This is a genomic window from Clostridia bacterium (assembly GCA_026414765.1).
Classification (GTDB): domain Bacteria; phylum Bacillota; class Clostridia; order Acetivibrionales; family DSM-27016; genus SKW86.
This window is the reverse complement of record JAOAIJ010000043.1, coordinates 155,335-176,974: the sequence shown is the minus strand read 5'-3', so window position 1 is coordinate 176,974 and position 21,640 is coordinate 155,335. Positions and strand designations below refer to the sequence as shown.

22 protein-coding genes are annotated in these 21,640 nt (G+C 36.1%); 6 read left to right on the top strand and 16 right to left on the bottom strand.

Going from position 1 to position 21,640, the window contains the following annotated elements; translation table 11 throughout:
- The 9 genes from N3I35_16995 to N3I35_16955 all read right to left on the bottom strand — a co-directional run bounded on the left by N3I35_16995 (position 1) and on the right by N3I35_16955 (position 7,457).
- Positions 1-747 (bottom strand): thiamine pyrophosphate-dependent enzyme, encoded by a 747-nt coding sequence (locus N3I35_16995; GenBank protein MCX8131778.1) that lies wholly within the window; start codon positions 745-747, stop codon positions 1-3.
- Between the two features lie 62 nt (positions 748-809).
- Entirely contained in the window at positions 810-1,877 is a 1,068-nt protein-coding gene (locus N3I35_16990) for a 3-methyl-2-oxobutanoate dehydrogenase subunit VorB (protein ID MCX8131777.1), read from the bottom strand.
- Positions 1,878-1,881: 4 nt separating this feature from the next.
- Positions 1,882-2,094 carry a 4Fe-4S dicluster domain-containing protein gene (locus tag N3I35_16985; GenBank protein ID MCX8131776.1) on the bottom strand — a complete coding sequence of 71 codons (213 nt, stop codon included), beginning with the start codon at positions 2,092-2,094 and terminating at the stop codon, positions 1,882-1,884.
- 178 nt (positions 2,095-2,272) lie between these two features.
- Positions 2,273-2,941 (bottom strand): hypothetical protein, encoded by a 669-nt coding sequence (locus N3I35_16980; protein MCX8131775.1) that lies wholly within the window; start codon positions 2,939-2,941, stop codon positions 2,273-2,275.
- Positions 2,942-2,946: 5 nt separating this feature from the next.
- A complete protein-coding gene (locus N3I35_16975) occupies positions 2,947-3,720 on the bottom strand; it encodes a tRNA threonylcarbamoyladenosine dehydratase (protein MCX8131774.1) in 774 nt (257 codons plus the stop codon).
- Between the two features lie 206 nt (positions 3,721-3,926).
- A complete protein-coding gene (locus N3I35_16970; protein ID MCX8131773.1) occupies positions 3,927-4,532 on the bottom strand; it encodes a flavodoxin family protein in 606 nt (201 codons plus the stop codon).
- A 95-nt stretch (positions 4,533-4,627) separates the two neighbouring features.
- A complete protein-coding gene (locus tag N3I35_16965) occupies positions 4,628-5,554 on the bottom strand; it encodes an L-lactate dehydrogenase (GenBank protein MCX8131772.1) in 927 nt (308 codons plus the stop codon).
- A gap of 409 nt (positions 5,555-5,963) precedes the next feature.
- On the bottom strand, positions 5,964-6,821 hold the full coding sequence (locus tag N3I35_16960; protein MCX8131771.1) for an amidohydrolase family protein: 858 nt from the start codon (positions 6,819-6,821) through the stop codon (positions 5,964-5,966).
- Positions 6,822-7,019: 198 nt separating this feature from the next.
- A complete protein-coding gene (locus tag N3I35_16955) occupies positions 7,020-7,457 on the bottom strand; it encodes a transcriptional repressor (GenBank protein ID MCX8131770.1) in 438 nt (145 codons plus the stop codon).
- Between the two features lie 305 nt (positions 7,458-7,762).
- Between N3I35_16955 and N3I35_16950 the strand changes: the two genes are divergently transcribed.
- The 5 genes from N3I35_16950 (at position 7,763) to N3I35_16930 (ending at position 14,461) form a co-directional block, all read left to right on the top strand.
- Positions 7,763-8,971, top strand: a complete 1,209-nt coding sequence (locus N3I35_16950; protein ID MCX8131769.1) for a cofactor-independent phosphoglycerate mutase — start codon at positions 7,763-7,765, stop codon at positions 8,969-8,971.
- Positions 8,972-9,097: 126 nt separating this feature from the next.
- Positions 9,098-9,856: a LysM domain-containing protein gene (locus tag N3I35_16945; protein MCX8131768.1), complete on the top strand. Its 759-nt coding sequence runs from the start codon at positions 9,098-9,100 to the stop codon at positions 9,854-9,856.
- 236 nt (positions 9,857-10,092) lie between these two features.
- Positions 10,093-11,388 carry a hemolysin family protein gene (locus tag N3I35_16940; protein MCX8131767.1) on the top strand — a complete coding sequence of 432 codons (1,296 nt, stop codon included), beginning with the start codon at positions 10,093-10,095 and terminating at the stop codon, positions 11,386-11,388.
- 340 nt (positions 11,389-11,728) lie between these two features.
- Positions 11,729-13,990, top strand: a complete 2,262-nt coding sequence (locus N3I35_16935; protein MCX8131766.1) for an ATP-binding protein — start codon at positions 11,729-11,731, stop codon at positions 13,988-13,990.
- Positions 13,991-14,134: 144 nt separating this feature from the next.
- On the top strand, positions 14,135-14,461 hold the full coding sequence (locus tag N3I35_16930) for a YggT family protein (protein ID MCX8131765.1): 327 nt from the start codon (positions 14,135-14,137) through the stop codon (positions 14,459-14,461).
- A 36-nt stretch (positions 14,462-14,497) separates the two neighbouring features.
- On the opposite strand, the gene N3I35_16925 is transcribed toward N3I35_16930, so the two are convergent.
- The 3 genes from N3I35_16925 to N3I35_16915 all read right to left on the bottom strand — a co-directional run bounded on the left by N3I35_16925 (position 14,498) and on the right by N3I35_16915 (position 17,547).
- Complete coding sequence (locus tag N3I35_16925; protein ID MCX8131764.1) at positions 14,498-15,505, bottom strand: HD domain-containing protein; 1,008 nt, start codon at positions 15,503-15,505, stop codon at positions 14,498-14,500.
- A gap of 365 nt (positions 15,506-15,870) precedes the next feature.
- Positions 15,871-17,409 (bottom strand): recombinase family protein, encoded by a 1,539-nt coding sequence (locus N3I35_16920; GenBank protein ID MCX8131763.1) that lies wholly within the window; start codon positions 17,407-17,409, stop codon positions 15,871-15,873.
- Positions 17,410-17,415: 6 nt separating this feature from the next.
- The gene (locus N3I35_16915; protein MCX8131762.1) at positions 17,416-17,547 is read right to left on the bottom strand and encodes a hypothetical protein; all 132 of its coding nucleotides are present in this window, start codon (positions 17,545-17,547) and stop codon (positions 17,416-17,418) included.
- A gap of 112 nt (positions 17,548-17,659) precedes the next feature.
- On the opposite strand from N3I35_16915, the gene N3I35_16910 reads away from it, so the two are divergent.
- The gene (locus tag N3I35_16910; protein ID MCX8131761.1) at positions 17,660-17,965 is read left to right on the top strand and encodes a hypothetical protein; all 306 of its coding nucleotides are present in this window, start codon (positions 17,660-17,662) and stop codon (positions 17,963-17,965) included.
- Between the two features lie 53 nt (positions 17,966-18,018).
- Here the strand turns inward: N3I35_16910 and rpoN are convergent, their stop codons facing one another.
- The 4 genes from rpoN to N3I35_16890 all read right to left on the bottom strand — a co-directional run bounded on the left by rpoN (position 18,019) and on the right by N3I35_16890 (position 21,638).
- A complete protein-coding gene (gene rpoN, locus N3I35_16905) occupies positions 18,019-19,182 on the bottom strand; it encodes an RNA polymerase factor sigma-54 (protein ID MCX8131760.1) in 1,164 nt (387 codons plus the stop codon).
- A gap of 212 nt (positions 19,183-19,394) precedes the next feature.
- A complete protein-coding gene (locus N3I35_16900) occupies positions 19,395-20,345 on the bottom strand; it encodes a CPBP family intramembrane metalloprotease (GenBank protein MCX8131759.1) in 951 nt (316 codons plus the stop codon).
- 15 nt (positions 20,346-20,360) lie between these two features.
- Complete coding sequence (locus tag N3I35_16895) at positions 20,361-20,945, bottom strand: 5-formyltetrahydrofolate cyclo-ligase (GenBank protein MCX8131758.1); 585 nt, start codon at positions 20,943-20,945, stop codon at positions 20,361-20,363.
- A gap of 21 nt (positions 20,946-20,966) precedes the next feature.
- Entirely contained in the window at positions 20,967-21,638 is a 672-nt protein-coding gene (locus N3I35_16890; protein ID MCX8131757.1) for a DUF2085 domain-containing protein, read from the bottom strand.
- Positions 21,639-21,640 lie beyond the last annotated feature (2 nt).

Below are 21,640 nucleotides of genomic sequence, written 5' to 3'. Positions count from 1 at the left end.
TTATACTTCTATGTCTTTTCCTTTAAAATTTCCAAGCGGATATACCGGAAGCATTTTGTCCTGTATCCATTTGAGTGCATTTTCAGGAGCCATACCCCAGTTTGTAGGACATGTAGACAGTATTTCAACTATTGAGAATCCCTTCTTGGCCATTTGCACTTGAAATGCCTTCTTAATAGCCTTTTTTGCATTATTGATATTTTTTATGTCATGCATAGATGCTCTCTCAACAAAAACAGCACCTTCCAGGGTTGATATCAAGTTACATACATTGATTGGGAAACCATTTATTTCAGGCTTCCTTCCGTAAGGAGAAGTCGTTGTAACCTGATTCACCAGAGTTGTAGGAGCCATTTGGCCTCCAGTCATACCATATATGGCATTATTGACAAATATGGTTGTAATGTTTTCTCCCCTGGCAGCGGCATGTACTATTTCAGCAGTACCTATAGCTGCAAGGTCACCATCTCCCTGATAAGTAAAGACAGCGTTTTCAGGATGAACCCTTTTCAGTCCTGTAGCCACAGCTGGAGCCCTTCCATGCGCAGCCTGTACCATATCGCAGTTAAAGTATTCATAATTATTATAAGTACATCCTACAGGAGATACACCTATAGTCTTTCCTTCTATCCCAAGTTCATCTATAACTTCAGCAATCAGCCTATGAATTATACCATGTGTACAACCCGGACAGTAATGCATTGAAAGGTCTTTCAATGCATGTGGTTTCTTAAATACAACAGCCATTTCAAATCCCCCATTCTTAAAAGCAATTGACATTCTGCAATTGACAACCAAACGGTATTTTCCTATATATTGTCACCTGTCAGTATTTGTTTTATCTTATCCAATATTTCCTTCTGTGTAGGAACCATTCCACCCATTCTACCATGGAAGTATACAGGTCTTTTCCCATTTACAGAAAGTCTTACATCTTCCACCATCTGTCCTGCATTCATTTCTACACTCAGAAATGCCTTAGGTACTTCTGCGTATTTTTCAAACGTACTTGTCGGAAAAGGCCACAAGCTTATAGGTCTGATCAAGCCTACTTTTATCCCTTCTTCAGCTGCTGTTTTTATTACATTCTTCACTATTCTGGCAACTGTTCCAAAAGCAGTAACGATTACATCTGCACCTTCGCAGTTATACTCTTCTACTCTTGTCTCATTACGTGCGATCAGCTCATATTTTGCCTGAAGCTTTTGATTATGCTTTTCAAGCATTTCAGGTTTAATATATATAGATGTCACAACGTTATTTTCTCTTTCCATCTTGGTGCCTGTTACAGCCCAACTCTTATCTGTATCTTCAATATCTTCCTTATCTCTGAACTCCACAGCTTCCATCATCTGTCCCAGAATCCCGTCACCCATTATCATGGTCACAACTCTGTATTTATCAGAAATATTAAAAGCATCGGTAGTCAATTCGTACAGTTCCTGTACGCTGCATGGTGCAAGGGTAACTATCTTGTAATCTCCGTGACCACCGCCTTTTACTGTCTGGAAGTAATCACACTGTGCAGGAAGAATACCTCCAAGTCCGGGGCCGCACCTTACTATATTCACAACAACAGCAGGCAATTCGGCACAGGATATATATGAGAGTCCTTCCTGTTTCAAGCTTATTCCCGGGCTTGAAGATGAAGTCAGTACTCTTGCGCCGGCACCAGCTGCACCGTAAACCATATTTATGGCAGCAACTTCACTCTCAGCCTGTACAAATGTACCGTTTACTTCCTGCATTTTTTTTGCCATATAATGCGCTATTTCGGTCTGAGGTGTTATCGGATACCCGAAGTAATGTCTGCAGCCAGCTCTTAATGCAGCTTCAGCTATTACCTCATTACCCTTCATTAATAATTTTTCTCCCATTATTTTAGTCCCCCTTTTCTACTTCTATTACGCAGTCAGGGCAGATAGTAGCACAAAAAGCGCATCCTATGCATTTTTCCATATCATCAACCCCTGCCGGATGAAATCCTTTAAGATTAAGCTTGTCCGTTCTCATGACGACTATCTTTTTTGGACATACAGTAACACACAATCTGCACCCTTTACATCTTTCTTCATTAAAGGTAACCTTAGCCATAATACCCCTCACTTCTATACTTATATAATTACTTACTATCCATTATTCAGAATCCACTCCGTTTATTATAAATCTCTTTATCCTTATTTTCAAGTTCATTGATGAATTCTGCAAAAAGTTTCTTATTCTTTACTATCCTATGTCAGATATAGAGACTCAAATGGTACAATACGTCAGCTTAATCCCACGGCAGTTTTATCAGTTTATCCATACCGAGCACTTCAGTTCCGATTTCTTTCTCTAATTTTTCAGGTTTATCAGTAATAAAGCTAGAAAAGCCGATTGGTATTTTTAGCTTTGCAGATACTTCCCTGATAAGTTCCATTCCTTCTAAAATATCCTTCTCCCTGGTATACTGAAGCAGGTTTGTATTGTTAACAAGCTTGGTTACCTTAAGTTTTGAGCTGTACTCAATACTATCTATCATTTCTTCTATCCTGTCAGGTGTATCTGTCATAGGGCGCTTCACATTTATAACAAAGAACATCTCATAGTCGTCTTCAACTATTTCCTTATTATATCTGGCTAACACCCTTGCTCCCAAGTCATCCCCGCCAACATCAAAAACTACACTGTATTCTTTTTTTTCAAATATGGCGTTAATATCACCCGGTAGGGCAGGTACGTCTACATTTGTATTTGCATACAGAGGAGTTATCACATATATATCTTTTTGTTCCAAAAAGCTTTTCACATCTGCAGTTCTAAAGTAGGGATTGACAATATCAAAATCTACTATTGCCGTCTTCTTTTTCATTTGAGCCAGCTTAACAGCGTAATTTACGGCAACCTCTGTCTTGCCGCTGCCAAAATGTCCTGTAAAAATACTGATACGATTATCAAACATGATTTTTACCTCTCCTGCCTGCCATCTTTCCTAATTAAGTCTTTTACTATTTCTCCTGCAATAATCAATCCTGCTACTGACGGCACAAAAGATATACTTCCCGGGACCTGATGCCTGACAGTACACTTTCTTGTTGTCCCCTTAGGACATACACATCCGACAGCACAGCTTGAAGTTTCTGTTTCTATCGGTTTTATGGGTTCTTCCTTCGAATAAACCACTTTAAGTGATGTTACGCCTCTCTGTCTCAACTCTTTACGCATCACCTTAGCCAACGGGCAAATTGATGTTTCGAAAAGATCAGCCACCTCAAGCCTGGTAGGATCGAGTTTGTTACCAGTACCCATGCAGCTTATTATAGGTATACCCTTTTCTCCTGCTTTCATAACAAGACCAATTTTTCCGGTTACTGTATCTATTGCGTCAACAATATAATCATAATCATCCTGTATCAATTCATCTTCTGTCTCTGGAAGGTAGAATTTCTGAAATGTAGTTACTTCTATCTTTGGATTGATATCAAGAATTCTTTCCTTCATTACGTCAACTTTTGGTTTTCCTATCGTCTTTCTTGTTGCATGAAGCTGTCTGTTCAAGTTTGTAAGGCAAACACAATCATCATCAATAAGTACAAGTTTTCCAATACCTGCCCGTACCAGCCCCTCTATTGTAAAACTACCAACGCCGCCTACACCAAATACTGCAACCTTGCTTTTCGCCAATTTTTCCAGTGCTTCTGCCCCTATTATAAGTTCAGTCCTTGAGAATTCATGCAGCATATTTTCATCTCCGTATCAGTTAACATGTTGTGCGAGTTTGATAAATTTACTGTCATAATATATACTCACAGTATCAATTCCCAGTAAAAAACAAACTAGCGCAACACGTTAATTATAAACTACTGTTATAGTTTTTGTTATTACCTTTATTTTAGCAATAATCCTTCAACCTATTCTAACATAATAAAACAAAAATAAGTAGTAATCTAGCCCTCTTTTTTCCTTAAATTCATTGTTGCTCCGCATACCTCAACCATTCTCTTTGCAAGGATTTCCGCACGCTTCACAGCAAACTCGTCATTTTCTGCCGGTCTGTGAGCACAGACTCCGTGGTGTCCGCAATCATCCTCTCCAAATCCGTCTGCTACCACTATCATACCATGAACCAGCATTATATCATGCAATGCTTTCATAGTTGTTTCCTGTCCGCCATATTTTGACGTTGCTACTGTAACCCCTGCAGCTATTTTGTTGTAAAAAGCCTTCTGCCCTCTTAATCCCCTAGTCTTGTCAAAAAAAGCTTTAAGCTGTCCGGAAACACTTCCAAAATATACAGGACTGCCGAGTATAATCCCATCAGCTTGTTTTAACAGCTCGAATGCTTCATCAAGTTTTGTTCCCTTATAGCATACACCCGAGCAAGGATTGCTGCACGCCATGCAAAAACCGTGTTTTGCAGTTCCCAATAGTTCATTTACATCCAAAATTTCTGTTTCAGCACCCAGAGCTGAAACCTTATTCATTACTTTATTTAATAAGTATTTAGTGTTACCATTTTTATTAGGGCTTCCATTTAGTCCTACAATAAACATTAAAATCACTCCAATATTCTTAATACTATTATTATACAAAAAAAGACCATAATTGGTATGGTCTTTTTTAGAAGAATTAAAACTTTAGTTGCATACTACTTAACCTGATCAAGTACTTCCTTTATCTTTGCTGCCGATTTCTGAAGTCCTGTAAGATCTTCATCACTCAGGTTTACATCATATAGTTTTGCGATTCCTTCTCTATTTACTACTGAAGGTACGCTGAGAGCCACATCGTTTATTCCATAATGACCGTCTATTACACTTCCCACCGTTAATATCGAATTCTGATCCTTTAGTATAGCTTCACATATTCTTGTGATGGAAGTTGCTATACCATAGTATGTAGCACCCTTGTATTTTATAATATTTGCGCCTGCATCCCTTACTTCCTGGAATATCTGTTCTTTGTTTATTGTATTATCGTCCGCCATTCTTCTGCCTGCTATATGAGTTACGCTCCATGCAGGTACTTCACTGTCTCCGTGCTCGCCGATGATATAACCGTGTATATTCTTTACATCTACGCCTGTATGTGTACTGATCTGATAACGGAACCTCGCGCTGTCAAGCACTGTACCTGATCCTATTACCTTTCCGACAGGAAGTCCAGATAATTTCTGCACCATGTAGGTCAATACATCTACCGGATTTGATACTACAAGTATAACTCCGCCATTGTAGTGTTCCATGATTTTCGGTACCATATCCTTTATTATAGACACATTCTTTTTGGCAAGATCCAGTCTTGTTTCCCCCGGTTTACGGGCAGCACCAGCAGTTATGATTATTATATCAGCATCTTTTACATCACTATAGTCCCCTGCTGTTATAGACATCTGTCCCATAAAGCACAAACCGTGATTTAAGTCCATAGCTTCACCCATAGCTTTTTCCTTAAACACATCTACAAGTACAAGCTCTGAGCAAAGACCGCTCATTGTAAGTGAATATGCTGCTGTAGCTCCTACAAAACCAGCTCCAATTATGACTACTTTCCCTTTTGATTTTGCTGTTCCCATACATTTCTCTCCCTTTAACTGTAAATATATTAATATAAATGAAAACCGCGATAAACACGATTTCATAATTTAAATGAAATTTTAACTATTCAACCCGTGAAAAGACAAGATGAATAATAATAAAACCCCATATAATTTCTACCATCTCATTTTGCATTTTAAACTGTATTATAGCAAATAGATTTTGTTTTGTACATATAAAAAAACATTTTTTTGTGAATATTTTATCAGAAAGTTTTATATAAGACACAACAAAGTACTATAAGCATTTATAGCTTCACCCCGTTGTGAAGATATGCAGTCAAATATATATTGCAGGCTTTTTCAAATGGAAGTTCCATATAATCAGCAAAACCCAGAAAATACTTGTACTTATTTATCAAATACCATTATGTGTATAGACTTTTATTCAAACTATATTAAACACTTTCATAGAATTAACTCCTAGAATAAGTTCCTTTTGATATCCTGTCAGATTCATTTTCAGAAATCTGTCTATATCATGGTTCGGACTTCCCCATGGATAATCGGAACCAAACAGAATTCTTTCCGCTCCAATTCTGTTTATTATATCAACTACAGCACCATCATCAAGCCAGCTTGGCTCATTTACAGCAGCAATTGAAGGGTATCCTGTAATTACAATTGATGTATCAAAATAAACATTTTTATAGTTTTCAGCCAGCATCAGCACATGTTCGATGTTGCCATCTACCATATGTGTAAGAATGAACGGAACTTCCGGATATTTTTCTATTACCGGCAGTATCATGTCAAGATCCGCATACTCATTTAGCCTTGCGTTTGACACTCTTCCACAATGAAATACAATGGGAAAGGAAGTTTCCCGGCAAGCTTCATATACTTCATCCATCCTCTTGTGGATTGGTTCAAACCCTTGTGCCATAGGATGAATTTTTATTCCCTTTGCACCTTTTTTTATATAGCTTTCAAGCAATACCCCAAGCTTTCCTTCCAAATCAGGGTGAAAGCTGACTAAAGGAATAAGTGACTTGTTTTCTTCTGAAACACTGATTGTCCATAGATTATTATTATGTAGAATTTTAGCAGGAGAGAAATTTGCCATTACAGTATAATCTATACCTGTTTTATTCATATTTTTCAATACATCGGATATGCTGCCTGTACCCGGGTTTTCAAATTCTATACTGTATGCTTTATTGAATGATTCGATAATCTTGCCTGCAACTTCCTCTGTAGGGAAAGTATGTACGTGTCCGTCAACTACCTTGTAACCACCTATCATGTTTATGCTACCTCATCCTGGTTTAGTATATTAACTCCAATGTTTTGGTTGTCCATATCCGAATCAAGCTGTTGCTAATAACACTAGGAAACATATTTTTACGCATAAAAAGCCGGCTTTATCAAACCAGCTTTGTTTGCTAAATTAGTATTAATAATATAGGAATTATATCAGAGATTCCATAATAATGCAATGTTTTTAGTCTAAACAGTTTTTACAATATCCATAAAATTTTACTCTATGGTCTTTTACTATAAACCCGTTCTTTTTCAATATTTGCTCTTCAAGTAATTCAAGCAGATCTTCCTGCGCTTCTGCCACCAAGCCGCACTTAGTACAGATCAGATGATGATGCCTGTGATCTTCCTTGTGGCGATTCAACTCGTACCTGCTGCAGCCATCATCTAAATCCAACTTATATACCAGCTCCATTCTGTCAAGCAGCAGTAGCGTCCTATACACAGTTGCAAGCCCTATTTCAGGGTGGTTTTTCTTGACAAGCTCATATATTTCTTCAGAGCTCAAATGTTCTCCCTCATGTTCAACTATCACATCCAACACAGCCTGTCTCTGCATCGTCAGCTTGTATCCTCTTTCTTTAAGCTGTTCTTTAAAATTAACATTATTATTTGTCATAGAAACCACTCCTAATAACTGAATACAGTGTTTCCCCAAAAAAATTAGCCGGATCAATAAATCAGATATCTTAATAATATTATATATCATTTTATGCCGTCATAGGTTTTATGCTACCATCATTTATAAAACTCCAGGCTCTTACGCATATTATAGCTTTTTAGCATAATTTTTGCAAATGATTGATATTTGCATGATTTATTATTTGCATAACAAATTATTTTTGCTATAATATTTAGTGTTTCTATCAAGGACACTTGTTCCGGTAGTAAAAACAAATTTTAAAAAATAATGAGGTTTCATATATGAAATATGTTGTGATTCTCGGCGACGGAATGGCAGATTATCCGGTTCCCCAACTAAACAACAGAACGCCCCTTCAGTGTGCAAAAAAACCAAATATAGATTACCTTGCAAAACATGGCGAAACAGGCCTTGTCAAAACCATTCCCCAAGGTATTGCTCCAGGGAGCGATGCAGCAAACCTCTCGGTAATGGGGTATAATCCGAAGCTGTATTACACAGGACGCTCACCTCTTGAAGCTGTGAGCATGGGTGTAGAATTATCAGATACGGATGTGGCATTCAGGTGTAATCTGGTCACTTTATCGGATGAGGAAGAATATACGGATAAAGTAATGATAGACTATAGCTCCGATGAAATATCAACAGAAGAAGCTAGTCAGCTTATTAAATCTGTTAATGAACACTTGAAAAATAAAACCATGGTTTTTCATGCAGGTATCAGCTACCGCCACTGCATGGTATGGCAAGACGGTCCTACTGGCTTAAACCTGACTCCTCCCCATGATATTCTGGAAAGAAAAGTTTCCGGATATCTTCCTCTAGGTGAGTATGGAAAAACGTTGCTCGATATGATGGTTGCAAGCAACAGATTTCTGAAAGGTCATCCGGTTAACAAAGCAAGAACTGAAAAAGGACTGAGGCCTGCAAATTCAATATGGCTGTGGGGTGAAGGGAAAAAGCCTGCTATTCCAAAATTCACAGATAAATACGGAATTAACGGATCTGTAATATCTGCTGTCGATCTGATAAAAGGCATTGGCATGTGTGCCGGGCTAAAGTCTGTTGATGTAGAAGGTGCAACGGGCAATATACATACCAATTTTTCCGGCAAAGCTGAAGCCGCTCTTAAAGAGCTTTCAGAAGGACAGGATTTTGTATATGTACATGTCGAGGCTCCTGATGAATGCGGCCACAGATATGAGATAGAGAATAAAGTCAGGTCCATTGAGTTAATTGATGAGAAAGTTGTAGGTCCAATTCTAAAGGGTCTGGAGAAGTATAAAGAATACAGGGTCTTAGTTCTTCCCGATCATCCTACACCGCTATCATTAAGAACTCATACCTCTGAACCCGTACCCTATATACTATACCAGAAAGACTGCAGCAGTATTTCTCAAGTAACAGGTTATGATGAATTTCAAGCAAAAGAAACAGGATTATTGATTACCGAGGGCTATACCCTTATGGATAAGTTTATAAAGGGCTAATAATAAAAAGGGTTGTGAACAGAGCTGATTACCTCTTTTCATAACTCTTTTCATAACCCTTTTTTTAACCTTTTACACTTCAAGTAAATATTATATTATATGAACTATTTATTTGAGGCGATCATTATGTTTTATCAATGTAACAGACAATGCCCCCCAAATACAGTCACATATATTGTGAAACCCGGTGATGTACTTTTCCGTATAGCCCAAAGCTTTAATACAACTGTATCAGCTATTGTATCACTAAATCCTGGAATAAATCCTGCTGTCCTGTACGTAGGACAGATAATATGTATACCCACTAAAACTCCCATGGGTATCTGTCCTGTCGGTATATTCCCATATAAAGTAAAACATGGCGATACTTTCTTTTCCATAGCACAGCGTTATGGAATAACCGTTGATCTGTTGGTCAGAGCTAACCCTACTGTAAACCCAAATGTACTTTTTGTCGGACAGAAACTATGCATTCCCGGATCAGCTGAAAAGTACATGAATCCTAAGTATCAAATCAGCCTCTTTTACCCTGTAACATGGCAATTTATTAATGATACGCGGTATGAGGGTGATGACGGATTCTTCCAGATCTCAGCTGTCTCCGGGAGTTCACTCAATGAAATTTGCCGTAATGAAGCATTTCATGCTTTAACACCATATGGAACACGACCTGAAGTCATTAATACTCAAATATACGGCCAGGAGGCTTGCTTTATACTTCCTTCCCCCGATCAGCCGCCGGAAATGGAAGGTCAGGCAGCTTTAGTTGTGAGGTATCCTACAGTGGTTAGTATTAATGGTCAGAACTATAATTTCTTTATACTTTGGGCTGATAAAGATCATATTCAGGAGATTGCAAACACAATAAGATTCCATAATAAATAAATTCTAACCACTCCCCTTTTTTAGGGGTTTTTTTTATATAGGAAATCTCATGCTTGGAAGTATATGAACATTTTTATTTGTTTATGTATAATTATGGGTTGCAAATTGCATTTTTGTTATAGAATAAATATAATATCAATAAAATCATACTCATAAAAACAAAATAAATATATCCGTACTTATCACATTAGTAATTTCTTCAGAAAGGGGACGCTTTGATGGGTATTAACGGAAATTTGATTTTGCAAATCCTTTTTCTTCTTATCCTTGTAGGAATAAATGCATTTTTTGCTTCATCAGAAATAGCAATTATTTCGCTAAATGATAACAAGATCCGCAAAATGGCTGAAGGAGGACATAAAAATGCAAAGCTTCTTCAGAACCTCACAAAAGAACCAAGCAGATTTCTTGCTACCATTCAGGTTGGTATAACCCTTTCAGGTCTGCTTGCCAGCGCTTTTGCAGCTGAAAGCTTCGCCGACAGGCTGACAGGTTTCGTAAAATCATCCGGATTTAAAGTCAATGATGCTGTTTTAAAGCCTGTCTCCTTAATAGTAATTACTGTATTGCTTGCATATTTTACGCTCGTTTTCGGAGAATTGGTTCCTAAAAGGATCGCCATGCAAAAACCCGAACCAATTGCAATGTTTTCAGCAAAGCCTTTAAGCCTGCTGCTTAGTGCAGCAAACCCATTCGTACGCTTTCTTACCTTTTCAACCAATATAATTATCAGGGTTTTCGGGGGCAATCCTACTGCTAACCAGGAAATTGTAACCGAAGAGGAAATCCGCATGATGGTGGATTTAGGTGAAGAAAAAGGTGTTATTGAGAAAACAGAAAAAAATATGATTGATAACATTTTTGAATTTGATGATACAGAAGTGTCTGAGATTATGACGCACAGAACCAATATAATAGCTATCCAGGTTGATTCTGACATAAATAAGGTAATGGATACGGTTATTGCAGAAAAATATACCAGAATACCTGTTTTCGCCGAAAACATCGATAATATAGTAGGTATACTTCATGTAAAAGATCTCTTAAATTTCATAAATAACAAACCAGCTGCTTTATTCAACTTACAAAGCATAATGCGTAAACCCTACTTTATTCCGGAATCAAAAAAGACCGATGAGCTTTTGAAAGATCTTCAGAAAACCAAAACCCATATCGCTGTCGTGATAGACGAATACGGTGGAACAGCCGGAATAGTTACTATAGAAGACCTTTTGGAAGAAATAGTAGGTAATATTTGGGATGAGTATGATGAAGATGAGAAGGAGTATGAAAAGACTGATGATAATACATATGTCATAAGAGGTTCGGCTCCTCTTGATCTTATAAAAAAACTCTTTAACGAAGATCTTCCGGCAGATGAATATGATACTGTAAGCGGTTTTATTATCGGTCAATTGGGGCGTATACCAGAGGATGGTGATAAACCTGTAGTGGAATTTAATAATATTATTTTTAAAGTAGAGAGTGTTAAAGAAAAAAGAATCTCTAGAATAAAGGTTTGCAGAACATAACTCATAAATTAAGAGTGTTTGCTGTGCATTCCTTTACTTACAAAAAATAATTGTCGAATAATCATTTCTTTTGGAATTCATTTGTGCACAACCTAAAATTGTGTTAAAATTTACACCGAATTAATTCTATGTATAATGCGATAAAGATTTTTTGTTTTTTATGAAGAAAGTAAAAACCGGTGATAAGTTATATTGACCTGTGAAAGTTTATCTTTCCTCACCCTGAAAAATCTTTATAGCTTCCTATATAGGAAGCTAAGTTTATTTTTGTCCTTCAAGAAGGCTAAGTATAGTAACATTTTATCGCATTTATCATAATACTATCAGAGATGGTGTCATAATGAACTTTGATTTTTATAAACGTATTTGTCCATTGAAAAAAGGTTGGGCTTACACTTTTTTGGCTAAATACCTTATAACACTTTTTATATGCTATATAGCAGCAAAAATACTGGCATTTACTCTTTGGCAGAGCAATACCAGCCTTCTTCATACTGTCCTTGAACTAACATGTGTATTTATTGCTATGTCATCATTCCTTGTAGTTATGTTTACGTACCAAGTAAATTCAGTCCCAAGCAGGGTTATCGGCTTTGGTTTTTTGGCTGTAGCCATATATGATATTTTTCATACGTATCACTTCCCTACATTGGGTTTGTATCCGGAAAACTATATTGATTTATCTACAAGATACTGGATACTGGGAAGATTTACAGAAGCAGTAATCCTGATAATCAGTTCAACTAAAATTATCAAAATCAAATACACCAGATTAAAGTCAGTATTTATAACACTTTTGTCATCTTTTAGTGCCTCACTGATTATTCTTAATTTTCCCGGAATAATGCCGGTTCTATATACAGAATCAGGCATTACCATTTCTAAAATAGTAATGGAATATATAGTAATTGCATTATTTTTTGTGAGCATGCTCTTTACGTTCAATATGGTAAAAAACAAAGGAATAATAACTTATGAATACATCTGCATGGCCGTTTTGCTGATAATACCTGCAGAACTATGCTTCACACTTTTCAAATCCATTACCTCATTTACTAATATTTTTGGTCATATACTGAAAATTGTATATTATTTTTATTTGTTTATGGGTATATTTGCCAGTGCCGTTACTTACCCCTATTTGACCATTAATAAATTCAAGAAAAGTCTGGAAGAAAGCAGAAATGATTTGAAAGAAATTCTAAATAGTTTGCCATTAGCTGTAATTACTTATGAAATTGGCGGAAGAATTTCTTTCGCCAATATAAAAGCTTACGATATGTTGGAATGCGAAGCTGCAGACCTTCTTGGTCTCACACTGGAAGAAATGTCATCAAAATTTTCACCAGAAAATAGAAACCTGTTTCAGGAACTCAGTAAAAATTCAAATCAGATTCAAAGTATTGTTAAAGGTTTTACAACCCTTAAAGGCAACAGCTTAACCCTTGAAATCAATGTAAATAGGTATAAGAACAAACTATTATTTTCATTTAATGATGCAAAGAAAGAACAGGAGCTGAATGAACTAAAAATCCAGACATATACTATTTTGAATTCCATCAACAATCTTGTTGTTATTACCGATACTGATTTTAAAATAATCATGTCTAACAGAGCTTTTTCTGATTATATTGAAATAGATATGGAGTCTATCATAGGTACCAACTTAAGAGAGTTAAACAAAATGCTGCAGTTTGCTTTAAACACCGATTACCACTATTCATATAAAGGTAAAACAGATATAGGCAGTGCTGTTGAAGCGAGTCTTGTAACACTTAAGGGGGATAAAAAAGATTTTCTCTTTCATTCCAGCCCTATTCTTAATCTGGATGGCATCGTAATAGGCTATATATGTGTTTCCTTAGATATCACTGAATTGAAAAAGGAACAGCAGAAGATCATGCAACAGGAGAAACTTGCCCTCTTAGGCCAGATGGGCTCAGGTATCGTTCATGAAACCAAAAACCATCTGGCATCAATAAAAGGCTACTGCCAACTACTAGCTCTCAAAATTACCGACGAGGAACTCTTAAAATACATAGAGAGGGTTGAAAGCATAACTACGGATGTAAATAGAGTTATAGTTGACTTTCTTTCTCTGGCCAAACCTGCAGAGACCATAATGGACATAACCTCGCTGAATGAGATATTGGAATCAATGCGCTATATGATTGAAAGTCCTTCGTTTATGAAAGATGTCAGAATTGAATTTCTTCTTTCAGAAATTGACGTTGACATATATGCAGATGAATCACTCATAAAGCAAGTGATACTAAACATAACACAAAATGCTATAGAAGCTATGTCGGGAGTAGAATATGCAAAACTTGTTATCTCTACAATTCCAAGCATAACAGGTAACGAAGTTCTTTTAAGCATTACAGACAATGGAAAGGGTATCAGTAAAGAGAATCTCAGAAAAATCGGCACACCCTTTTTCACAACTAAAAAAACCGGAACTGGTCTTGGGTTAAGTGTATGTTACAGGATAATCAAAGAGCATGGCGGCAATATTAACGTCCAAAGTGAGCTTGGTAAAGGTACTACCTTTACAATTACTCTTCCTTGTTTTAAAGAACCACCATTAGAAGCTGTAAATTAACTGAAGACAAGTATATTTCCTCAAATACTTTTTCAACTATAAAATTTCTGTTTTTGGAATAAGAATAATTCGTTAAGCAAAAAATAACTTTTAGGTAATATCTTAAAACATTTGAGGAATAATTTTACAGCACAGGTGGAACAAATGCATACTAAATATAGTAATGAAAAAAAATGGTTTATTCAGATTAGAAACGCTATATATTACATACTTGGTGTAATAGAAGTTCTTCTTGTCTTCCGCCTGATTTTTAGGCTTCTGGGCGCAAATACTTCTAACCCTTTTGTTGTATTTCTGTATTCAATTACCAAACTGCTTATTATACCGTTTATCGGTATTTTTAAGGCATTTACGGCTAACGGAGCATCAGGATTTGTTTTTGAACCGGCTACGATAATCGCCATGGTGGTATATGCCATTACAGCATATGGGGTTGTAAGTCTGGTAAGGCTGAAAACGGTAAATACATGATCAGGTTATTCCCTGCTGTACAAAACAGCATCCATACTAAATTACTACTACATCTTTGATAAATAAAGTTAGACTTTTCAAAAGGTCGATTTCACCTATAACACTTGTTTCATTATATATTCTAATAACAGGTCTTTGAGGGCTTCCCAGGTTTTGCCTTATAATAACACCTTTTAATCCGTTGCTTAGGAGCACAGTACATCCGTTTGGAAAGAATACGATAGTATCCCTGAAATGCTGGACAATTTCAGGATCAAGCTTACTGCCGGAAAAGGCCATAACATATTCATATGCCTGGTGCGGCATAACAGAATTGTTATTGTTTTCATAACCATGCAAGACATTATCATATACATCTGCAACTTTTATTACCCTGGTAAATTCCGAAATTGCACTACCCTTTAACTTTCTCGGATAACCTGTTCCATCAAAATTTTCATGGTGTTCATAACATACTATAGATGAATGAAGGCTTAGTCCTCTGCATTTTCTTAGTATATCAAAGCCTTTTTGGACATGCTCCGGTTTTTCGTCGCTTATGTTTTCTCTTCCTAAATCGTGTATCAATGCTCCGGTTACAAGATCACAAAGCTGGTTATAGTTAAAGTTCATTCTGTTTCCCAGATAAGCTGTCAATAAAGCAACATTTAAAGAATGCTCAATCACATAATCATCTATCGCTTCAGTAGATAAAATATTAACCCCTCTATCCTTGCAGGTTCTTACATACTCAACTATATCCTTGGCTATATCTTTAATAAGGTACTCGTCTACTTCTTTTGATTTCAAAATCTTATCATTTGTCTCTCTCAGTACCTGCATTGCATTATTTTTTACCCTTAAATCCAGCTGTTCAATAACCTCAACATCATCAAACCTACCGTCATTTATATAAACCTTGTGAATACCCAAATGTTTTAGTTTATCTATATATACATCTGTAAGCACAACCCCAGCATTTAGTATTATTTTCCCACTTGAAGCTGTAACCGGCAAAGCCAATGTATCCCCAATACTCAAGCTCTTGATTCCGACAAGTCTCATAAACCTGCCTCCTTGATCTGTTCATTATTAGTTTTGAATAAAACTGCTGTCTGTTTTCTTTACTGCAAACAAATAACGCTTTTTTTGGTATATCTATTCTCATAAGTAAAATAACTCAAGAAAACTAAAACTTATAGTATGCAGCTTTCATCCCATAATTTTTGAAGTAATTCTATCCAGTAAAACAATAAAAATATTTTGACAAAAAGTTTACTGTAAAAGGCAGGAAAATATTTTTCATATCAGATACCGCTCTCTTCCGGAATGGTCATTTACGATTTGCATCTATCTAAATACCTTATTTCGACATTTTTTTGAAATTTCCTTCTTTATTATAAATAAAATAATTATTTTAGATGTGTTTATCAGCAACTGCCTAAAGCAGGACTGAATTTAAAATCTACTTCCACTAATCCGGAAGGGTCATTCTTTTTTAGCACTCTATATTGTTCAGGGATATCTTCCTTTTCATAGACTGTTATTCTAAAAATAATGAGCTTAAGTATTTCGTTAGTTGCTTTATATTGTTTTATGCTATCGATAAATTCTTCAATTATTGTTTCCGTGTCTGAAATCTTAACTTTGCTTTTTCTTAGCTTTTCAATGTCATTTCTTATTTGCAGTATTCGATTTTCTATATTTAGATTCATTCTCAAAAACAATTGTTCGGAAATTTTCCCTTCAAGCTTATCCATATACAATATCTCCTGTTGCTTTTGTTTATTTGAAAGCATAAGCTCAAAACGACGTATTTCATCTTCATTTTTGCAAGTATTTGAATATATGTTGTTTATCTTTTCTACCAGCCTTGCCCTGACTGCAACATCATCTAGCAGCGCCAATATTTCATCGCAAATTATCTGCATTAAAAATGTTTCGCTTATATGATGGCTGCTGCATGCGCAACTTCCACGTTTTGCATATGTACTGCATATATAGCCTAGATATCTGTCTTTTCTCTTACGTGCAAACATAGCACTTCCACATTTCCCACAAAACAGTAAACCTTTGAATAAATGAATATCTCCCTTATATGAACTGCTGCCAGAGCTTTTTTCCAGCCTGATTCTCTGAATTTCAAGAAATTCTTCCCTGCTTACTATAGCCTCATGAGTATCTTTAGTAACTACCCACCTTTCAGGCGGTATTCTTCTTGTCTTTTTGCTCTTAAAGCTAATTTTTTCGCTGACTCCTTGTACTGTATCTCCTGTATAGACAGCATTACATAATATCCTCTTTACCGATATTGCATTCCATGTCCCTCGCAGTGATGGAGGCAGATACCCTTTTAAATTAAGATATTTTGCAATATATGCATATCCATGTCCTTGCTTATAGTATTCAAATACCTCTTTTACCACACTTGCTTCAAAAGGTTCAATGCATAACCTGTTTTTATGTATATCCGATTTTCTGTATCCATATGGAGCACTCCCTATATACTCCCCCTTTTGTATTTTATAGTGTATGCTTGCACGGATTTTTCTCGAAATATCCCTTATGTAGCGCTCATTATACCAAGTATCGATTCCGACTGTGTCATTATCTCTATAGCTGTCATACCTGCCATCATAAGTAATTACCCTTATCCCGTTTTCTTCAAGAAAGTCAAGAAACAAGAGTGTTTTCGCATTATTTCTCCCAAGCCTTGACAAATCCTTCAACACAACCATATCTATACTCCGGTTCAATACATCTTCCTTCAGCTTTTCCAGTCCCCTGCGTTCAAAAGCAGAACCTGATACATTATCATCTATATATGTACTATAAATCCTTCCAATCTTATTTTTATTTATATAGTCTATTAATAAATCCCGTTGTGTTTCAATGGTTTCATAGTTTTCTTCATTATCATCCCGGCTTTCACGTACATATATCCCAATGTTATAGTATATATTATTCATACTGCATCACACCTTACCGGTCAAACCTGATTTTATATAAAGGAAAATCATTTTATAAAGTGCTTCCTCGCATGGTGTTTCGTTTGAATATTTCTTTATTATGTTTTTATACTTCGGGTTTCTTTTTTTCCCTTTCATAACCAACTCTATACATATATTTGTCTAGTTCATATATATGTAAATAATAAATGTCCATATTTTAAAAATCATTCAAAATGTATATAATTTAAGCATCAGGAGGTTATGGAAAATGGAACGTAATATTCCGGAAAGATTGAAATACTTCATAAAAAACGGTATTAAGGATGTAGAAGACGGGTATGAGTATGCATCGGAGTTAAACAGAATTTTAAACTCCGACGACTGTCAAAGCTCTTTGACAGCTAATGAAATTAATAAACTAAGAGATTTTGCGGAAAGTGTAAAAAAAGTAGGAGAAATAACTTACTATACCGAGGAAAGGATTAGTGATATTGAGAAGGATATGTTCGGCAGTGCCGGTATTCAGGGATTTCTGGGTATATCCGGACAACAAAAGCCTATATGGCCTTTTTAGGAAACCTTCATTGCGGTTTATAAGTTGCAAAGGTGGAGTCTTCCACCCTTGCCTTAACTAATAAAATCCTTCATTTCAAAAACTCCCCAGGCACATTGAATATACTTTCCGCTTAATATTTCTTCAATTACTGATTCATGTACACCTATTTCATCCGAAATGGTTTTTTTGCTTATAGGACTCAAGAATTGTTTTCCCTTCTCAAAAAACAACAATTGGTATGCGACTATACATTCAGCAGCCTTTTTCAGCATATTCTTTCTTTCTTCAATACACTTAAGCAGCCAAGCTGCATTATCAATCCTGTGAACAATAAATCTTTTCACTTCATTTCCTACATCAGCACTAAGAATCTTCCTGTAGTACTCGTTGATATTCAATAACGGCACGGCATCCTCATTGACAACTGTCTCAAACCTGCCATTGCTGTTTCTAATGATAATGTCAGGAATTATATACTTTACCCCTGTATTGTTATAATACTCCCTACCGGGCTTTGGCTCCAAAGTTTTCAAAACCCTGAAAACCTCTTCTACTCTATGGAGCGGTAATCCCATGTTTTTTGCTACAAAATCCAATTTCTCCCCGGCGAGATCATCAAGATGATTTTCGACCAGCTTTTGGGCATCCTCCTTATCATTTATACTGAGCTGATTAAGTTGGATCAAAAGACATTCTTTCAAACTCCTGGCACATATTCCGGGAGGATCAAAGGTCTGTAAGTACTCTAAAACTTTTTTTACTTTTGAAGCTGTCACATTGAAAAATTCTGCAACTTCAGTAAGTCCAATGATCAGATAACCATTTTCATCAATGTTGTCAATTAAATATTCTCCTATACACATTTGATTTTCACTCAAATCGGAAGTGTGCAGCTGAAACAGCAAATGCTCCTTCAAGGACAGCTTTTCATCAGCACTTCCCGTAGACATGTTGTATTCTTCCTCGTTTTCATCCTCCCCTGGTTTCCTCAGGGTATCCGTATTAATATTACTGTCTCCCCATCCGATAGAGTCATCTTTATATGCACAATTATAGTAACCATCGCTGTTGACACTTTCCAGTATCTCCAATGCAGGATTTTCTTCCAATTGTTCTTCTACATATTCAAACAGCTCTTGGGAATTCATTCTTAGTATATCAAAAGCCTGTTTCAGTTGAGGAGTCAACAAGACCTTTTGTGATTGGACCAATTTCATATCAAAATATAAATCCAATGTGTCCACCTCGCACACAGGTTATATATATATATTATATACCCGGGACACAAAATATAGTCGTAAAGACAGGTTTACCGGTTTCAAGTTTTTTTGATACAACAAACTACAGACAACTATACTTCAGGTTAAAATCGTTTCTACTGTTACATTTGCCTCCATTTCCTTGATTTGTTTTGTAATATCTGTCTAAACCGATTATCCGGAAATATTCAATTGATTAATTTGGAAATAACCATATCAAGAATTGATATGCCTGTTATCAATACATAAAGAATCAAAGACACGATTATAGGCCAGTGGGAAAGAATAGACTTCACATCGTTTCCTGTACTGCTTATGGGAGGAGTGATACGTGCACTGTTTTCCGTTACTCTCTTAAATACTTTTAGGAGCAGCAGAATAATAATCAGGGCAAATATACCGAAAAAAATACTTTGAATCAACTCCATATTTGAAATGGATACTTTGGACGGAGTTGCTTCGTCACGGTAAATATATCCAATCACCTCCAGGATGGAGTTATGAAGAAAATGCGCCAGTACACCTGCAAAGATAGAATTTGTTCTCAATACATAATACCCAATTAATATACCAAGAAAAATAGGACTTAGGAAATTTGTAACATCGAAGTGAAAGAAGCCGAACATTATAGCGCTTATAAACACTGCTTTTATTGATCCTCTTCTTTCATACGCCTTTAAAAGCACTCCTCTGTGCAGTGCCTCCTCACATATTGCCGGAGCTATTCCTACTACACCTACACCTATTATTAGCTGAAAAATAGTTTGAGGAACCGGAATAGGGTCATTAGGTACATTTCCTATGAATTGGATTAGGTATATAGCAATGGAATTAAACATAATCGACGCAAAAATAGCCGGAATAGCCAAAAGAACAATCAATGCAGCAGGTAACAACTCAAGCTTGTTTATTCTTAATACTTCCCTTGCATCAAGCTTTTTCTTAAATATATAAATAAGCACAGGCAAAAGAATTAATACAAACTGTGTAAATACAATAGTAAAGTAAAAATAATCGTCTGTAATGTCTTTTCCTATTATGCCGCCCAAAATTCCTATGAAGACAGAAATAGTAATAAATACTGCAAGCACTGTAAAATATACTTTATTTGCCCCGGTTACTGTTATCTTTTTTTGCATGGCAATCTCCTTTAATCATATACTTCTTTTTTCAGTAATTATCATATCCATAGGTATATCATCACAGGCTGTTTCAATTTTTTCCACTATTTGTGTCTCAAAAGCAACTCCTATTTTCAGACAATCACTTCTTAGCACCGGCAGAAACCTGTCGTAATATCCTGCTCCATATCCTATACGATTCCTGCATATATCAAAAGCGACTCCGGGTACTATTACCAAATCAATATCCTTCGGATCAACAATCCGGATCTTGTCTTTTCTGGGTTCAAGAATGCCGTATGTTCCAGATTCCAAATCCTTATTCATATCCTTGATACGGGATGCAACCAAAAAACTCCTGCCAGAATCACTTTTTTCCATGAATGGTACTGCTACTTTTTTGTTATCTCTGAAACACAAGTTGATAAATGCATCCGTCATTACTTCGTTCTTAAAATCGAGATAACACATTAGAAGTCTGCTGCTACTGTAACATCCCAACTGAGTGAGCCTGCTGGTTATTAACAAACTCTTTTCTTTTACCTCATCTGCGGTGAGTCTTAGCCTTTTTTCGAGAACAGTTTTTCTGATTTCAACCTTGTTACTACAATATTTCATACTCTCTTTACTTCAATCTCCTTATAATACCAGCATTTCTTTTAATGGCTGCAGTATAAAATGTGATACCAGGAACATAATCATCAATATCACAGTGGTGGCAGCCAGTGTAGCCATCATTATAAATGTATCTCCGCGGACAGCTATTCGTTTAATTACTGTATACACTATCCTTCCAATAACAAATATCAAGGTAATCATGATTATAGCAGATATTACTGCCCAATGAATAAGTGAACCACTCAGAATTATCAATCCAAGTATTACAGCACAAAGCTGTACAACGGCAATTTCATGCCACTTATTTAAAAGCGGTTTTGTATTTTTTTCATATATTTTAAAATTAGCTGCCGGAAGAAGAAAAAACGGAAATGCAGCGCCAAACACCACTCCTGTAAACAGCCTTATAGTATTATCAGTTTCTCTTAATCCTATGTAGGAAGTTAATGCATCAATTATCATGGGAAGCATTAATATGCATAGAAGTATAGAATGCCCGATACCTGGCATCTTGTCTGAACCGGACCGTTTCCTGAAAAACAAATATACCAATGTTGTAAACATACCTGTATATATCCCTGTATCTCTGGCACAAACAGGCAAAAGCACATCTCCCGCTAATAGTGTTCTTGAGGGCAGTTGATGACAGACAAGTGACCCCAGTATATAGATCAGTTTTTCGAATATATCCATGA

What these genes read in the sequence shown, in the direction of transcription:
- N3I35_16980 (MCX8131775.1), bottom strand. Translation starts at nt 2,941, where the DNA reads ATGTTTGATAATCGTATCAGTATTTTTACAGGACATTTTGGCAGCGGC.
- N3I35_16960 (MCX8131771.1), bottom strand. Translation starts at nt 6,821, where the DNA reads ATGATAGGTGGTTACAAGGTAGTTGACGGACACGTACATACTTTCCCT.
- N3I35_16920 (MCX8131763.1), bottom strand. Translation starts at nt 17,409, where the DNA reads ATGAATAATATATACTATAACATTGGGATATATGTACGTGAAAGCCGG.
- N3I35_16990 (MCX8131777.1), bottom strand. Translation starts at nt 1,877, where the DNA reads ATGGGAGAAAAATTATTAATGAAGGGTAATGAGGTAATAGCTGAAGCT.
- N3I35_16895 (MCX8131758.1), bottom strand. Translation starts at nt 20,945, where the DNA reads ATGAAATATTGTAGTAACAAGGTTGAAATCAGAAAAACTGTTCTCGAA.
- N3I35_16925 (MCX8131764.1), bottom strand. Translation starts at nt 15,505, where the DNA reads ATGAGACTTGTCGGAATCAAGAGCTTGAGTATTGGGGATACATTGGCT.
- N3I35_16970 (MCX8131773.1), bottom strand. Translation starts at nt 4,532, where the DNA reads ATGTTTATTGTAGGACTAAATGGAAGCCCTAATAAAAATGGTAACACT.
- N3I35_16985 (MCX8131776.1), bottom strand. Translation starts at nt 2,094, where the DNA reads ATGGCTAAGGTTACCTTTAATGAAGAAAGATGTAAAGGGTGCAGATTG.
- N3I35_16950 (MCX8131769.1), top strand. Translation starts at nt 7,763, where the DNA reads ATGAAATATGTTGTGATTCTCGGCGACGGAATGGCAGATTATCCGGTT.
- N3I35_16900 (MCX8131759.1), bottom strand. Translation starts at nt 20,345, where the DNA reads ATGCAAAAAAAGATAACAGTAACCGGGGCAAATAAAGTATATTTTACA.
- N3I35_16995 (MCX8131778.1), bottom strand. Translation starts at nt 747, where the DNA reads ATGGCTGTTGTATTTAAGAAACCACATGCATTGAAAGACCTTTCAATG.
- N3I35_16910 (MCX8131761.1), top strand. Translation starts at nt 17,660, where the DNA reads ATGGAACGTAATATTCCGGAAAGATTGAAATACTTCATAAAAAACGGT.
- N3I35_16890 (MCX8131757.1), bottom strand. Translation starts at nt 21,638, where the DNA reads ATGGATATATTCGAAAAACTGATCTATATACTGGGGTCACTTGTCTGT.
- N3I35_16935 (MCX8131766.1), top strand. Translation starts at nt 11,729, where the DNA reads ATGAACTTTGATTTTTATAAACGTATTTGTCCATTGAAAAAAGGTTGG.
- N3I35_16945 (MCX8131768.1), top strand. Translation starts at nt 9,098, where the DNA reads ATGTTTTATCAATGTAACAGACAATGCCCCCCAAATACAGTCACATAT.
- N3I35_16930 (MCX8131765.1), top strand. Translation starts at nt 14,135, where the DNA reads ATGCATACTAAATATAGTAATGAAAAAAAATGGTTTATTCAGATTAGA.
- N3I35_16915 (MCX8131762.1), bottom strand. Translation starts at nt 17,547, where the DNA reads ATGAAAGGGAAAAAAAGAAACCCGAAGTATAAAAACATAATAAAGAAA.
- N3I35_16955 (MCX8131770.1), bottom strand. Translation starts at nt 7,457, where the DNA reads ATGACAAATAATAATGTTAATTTTAAAGAACAGCTTAAAGAAAGAGGA.
- N3I35_16975 (MCX8131774.1), bottom strand. Translation starts at nt 3,720, where the DNA reads ATGCTGCATGAATTCTCAAGGACTGAACTTATAATAGGGGCAGAAGCA.
- N3I35_16965 (MCX8131772.1), bottom strand. Translation starts at nt 5,554, where the DNA reads ATGGGAACAGCAAAATCAAAAGGGAAAGTAGTCATAATTGGAGCTGGT.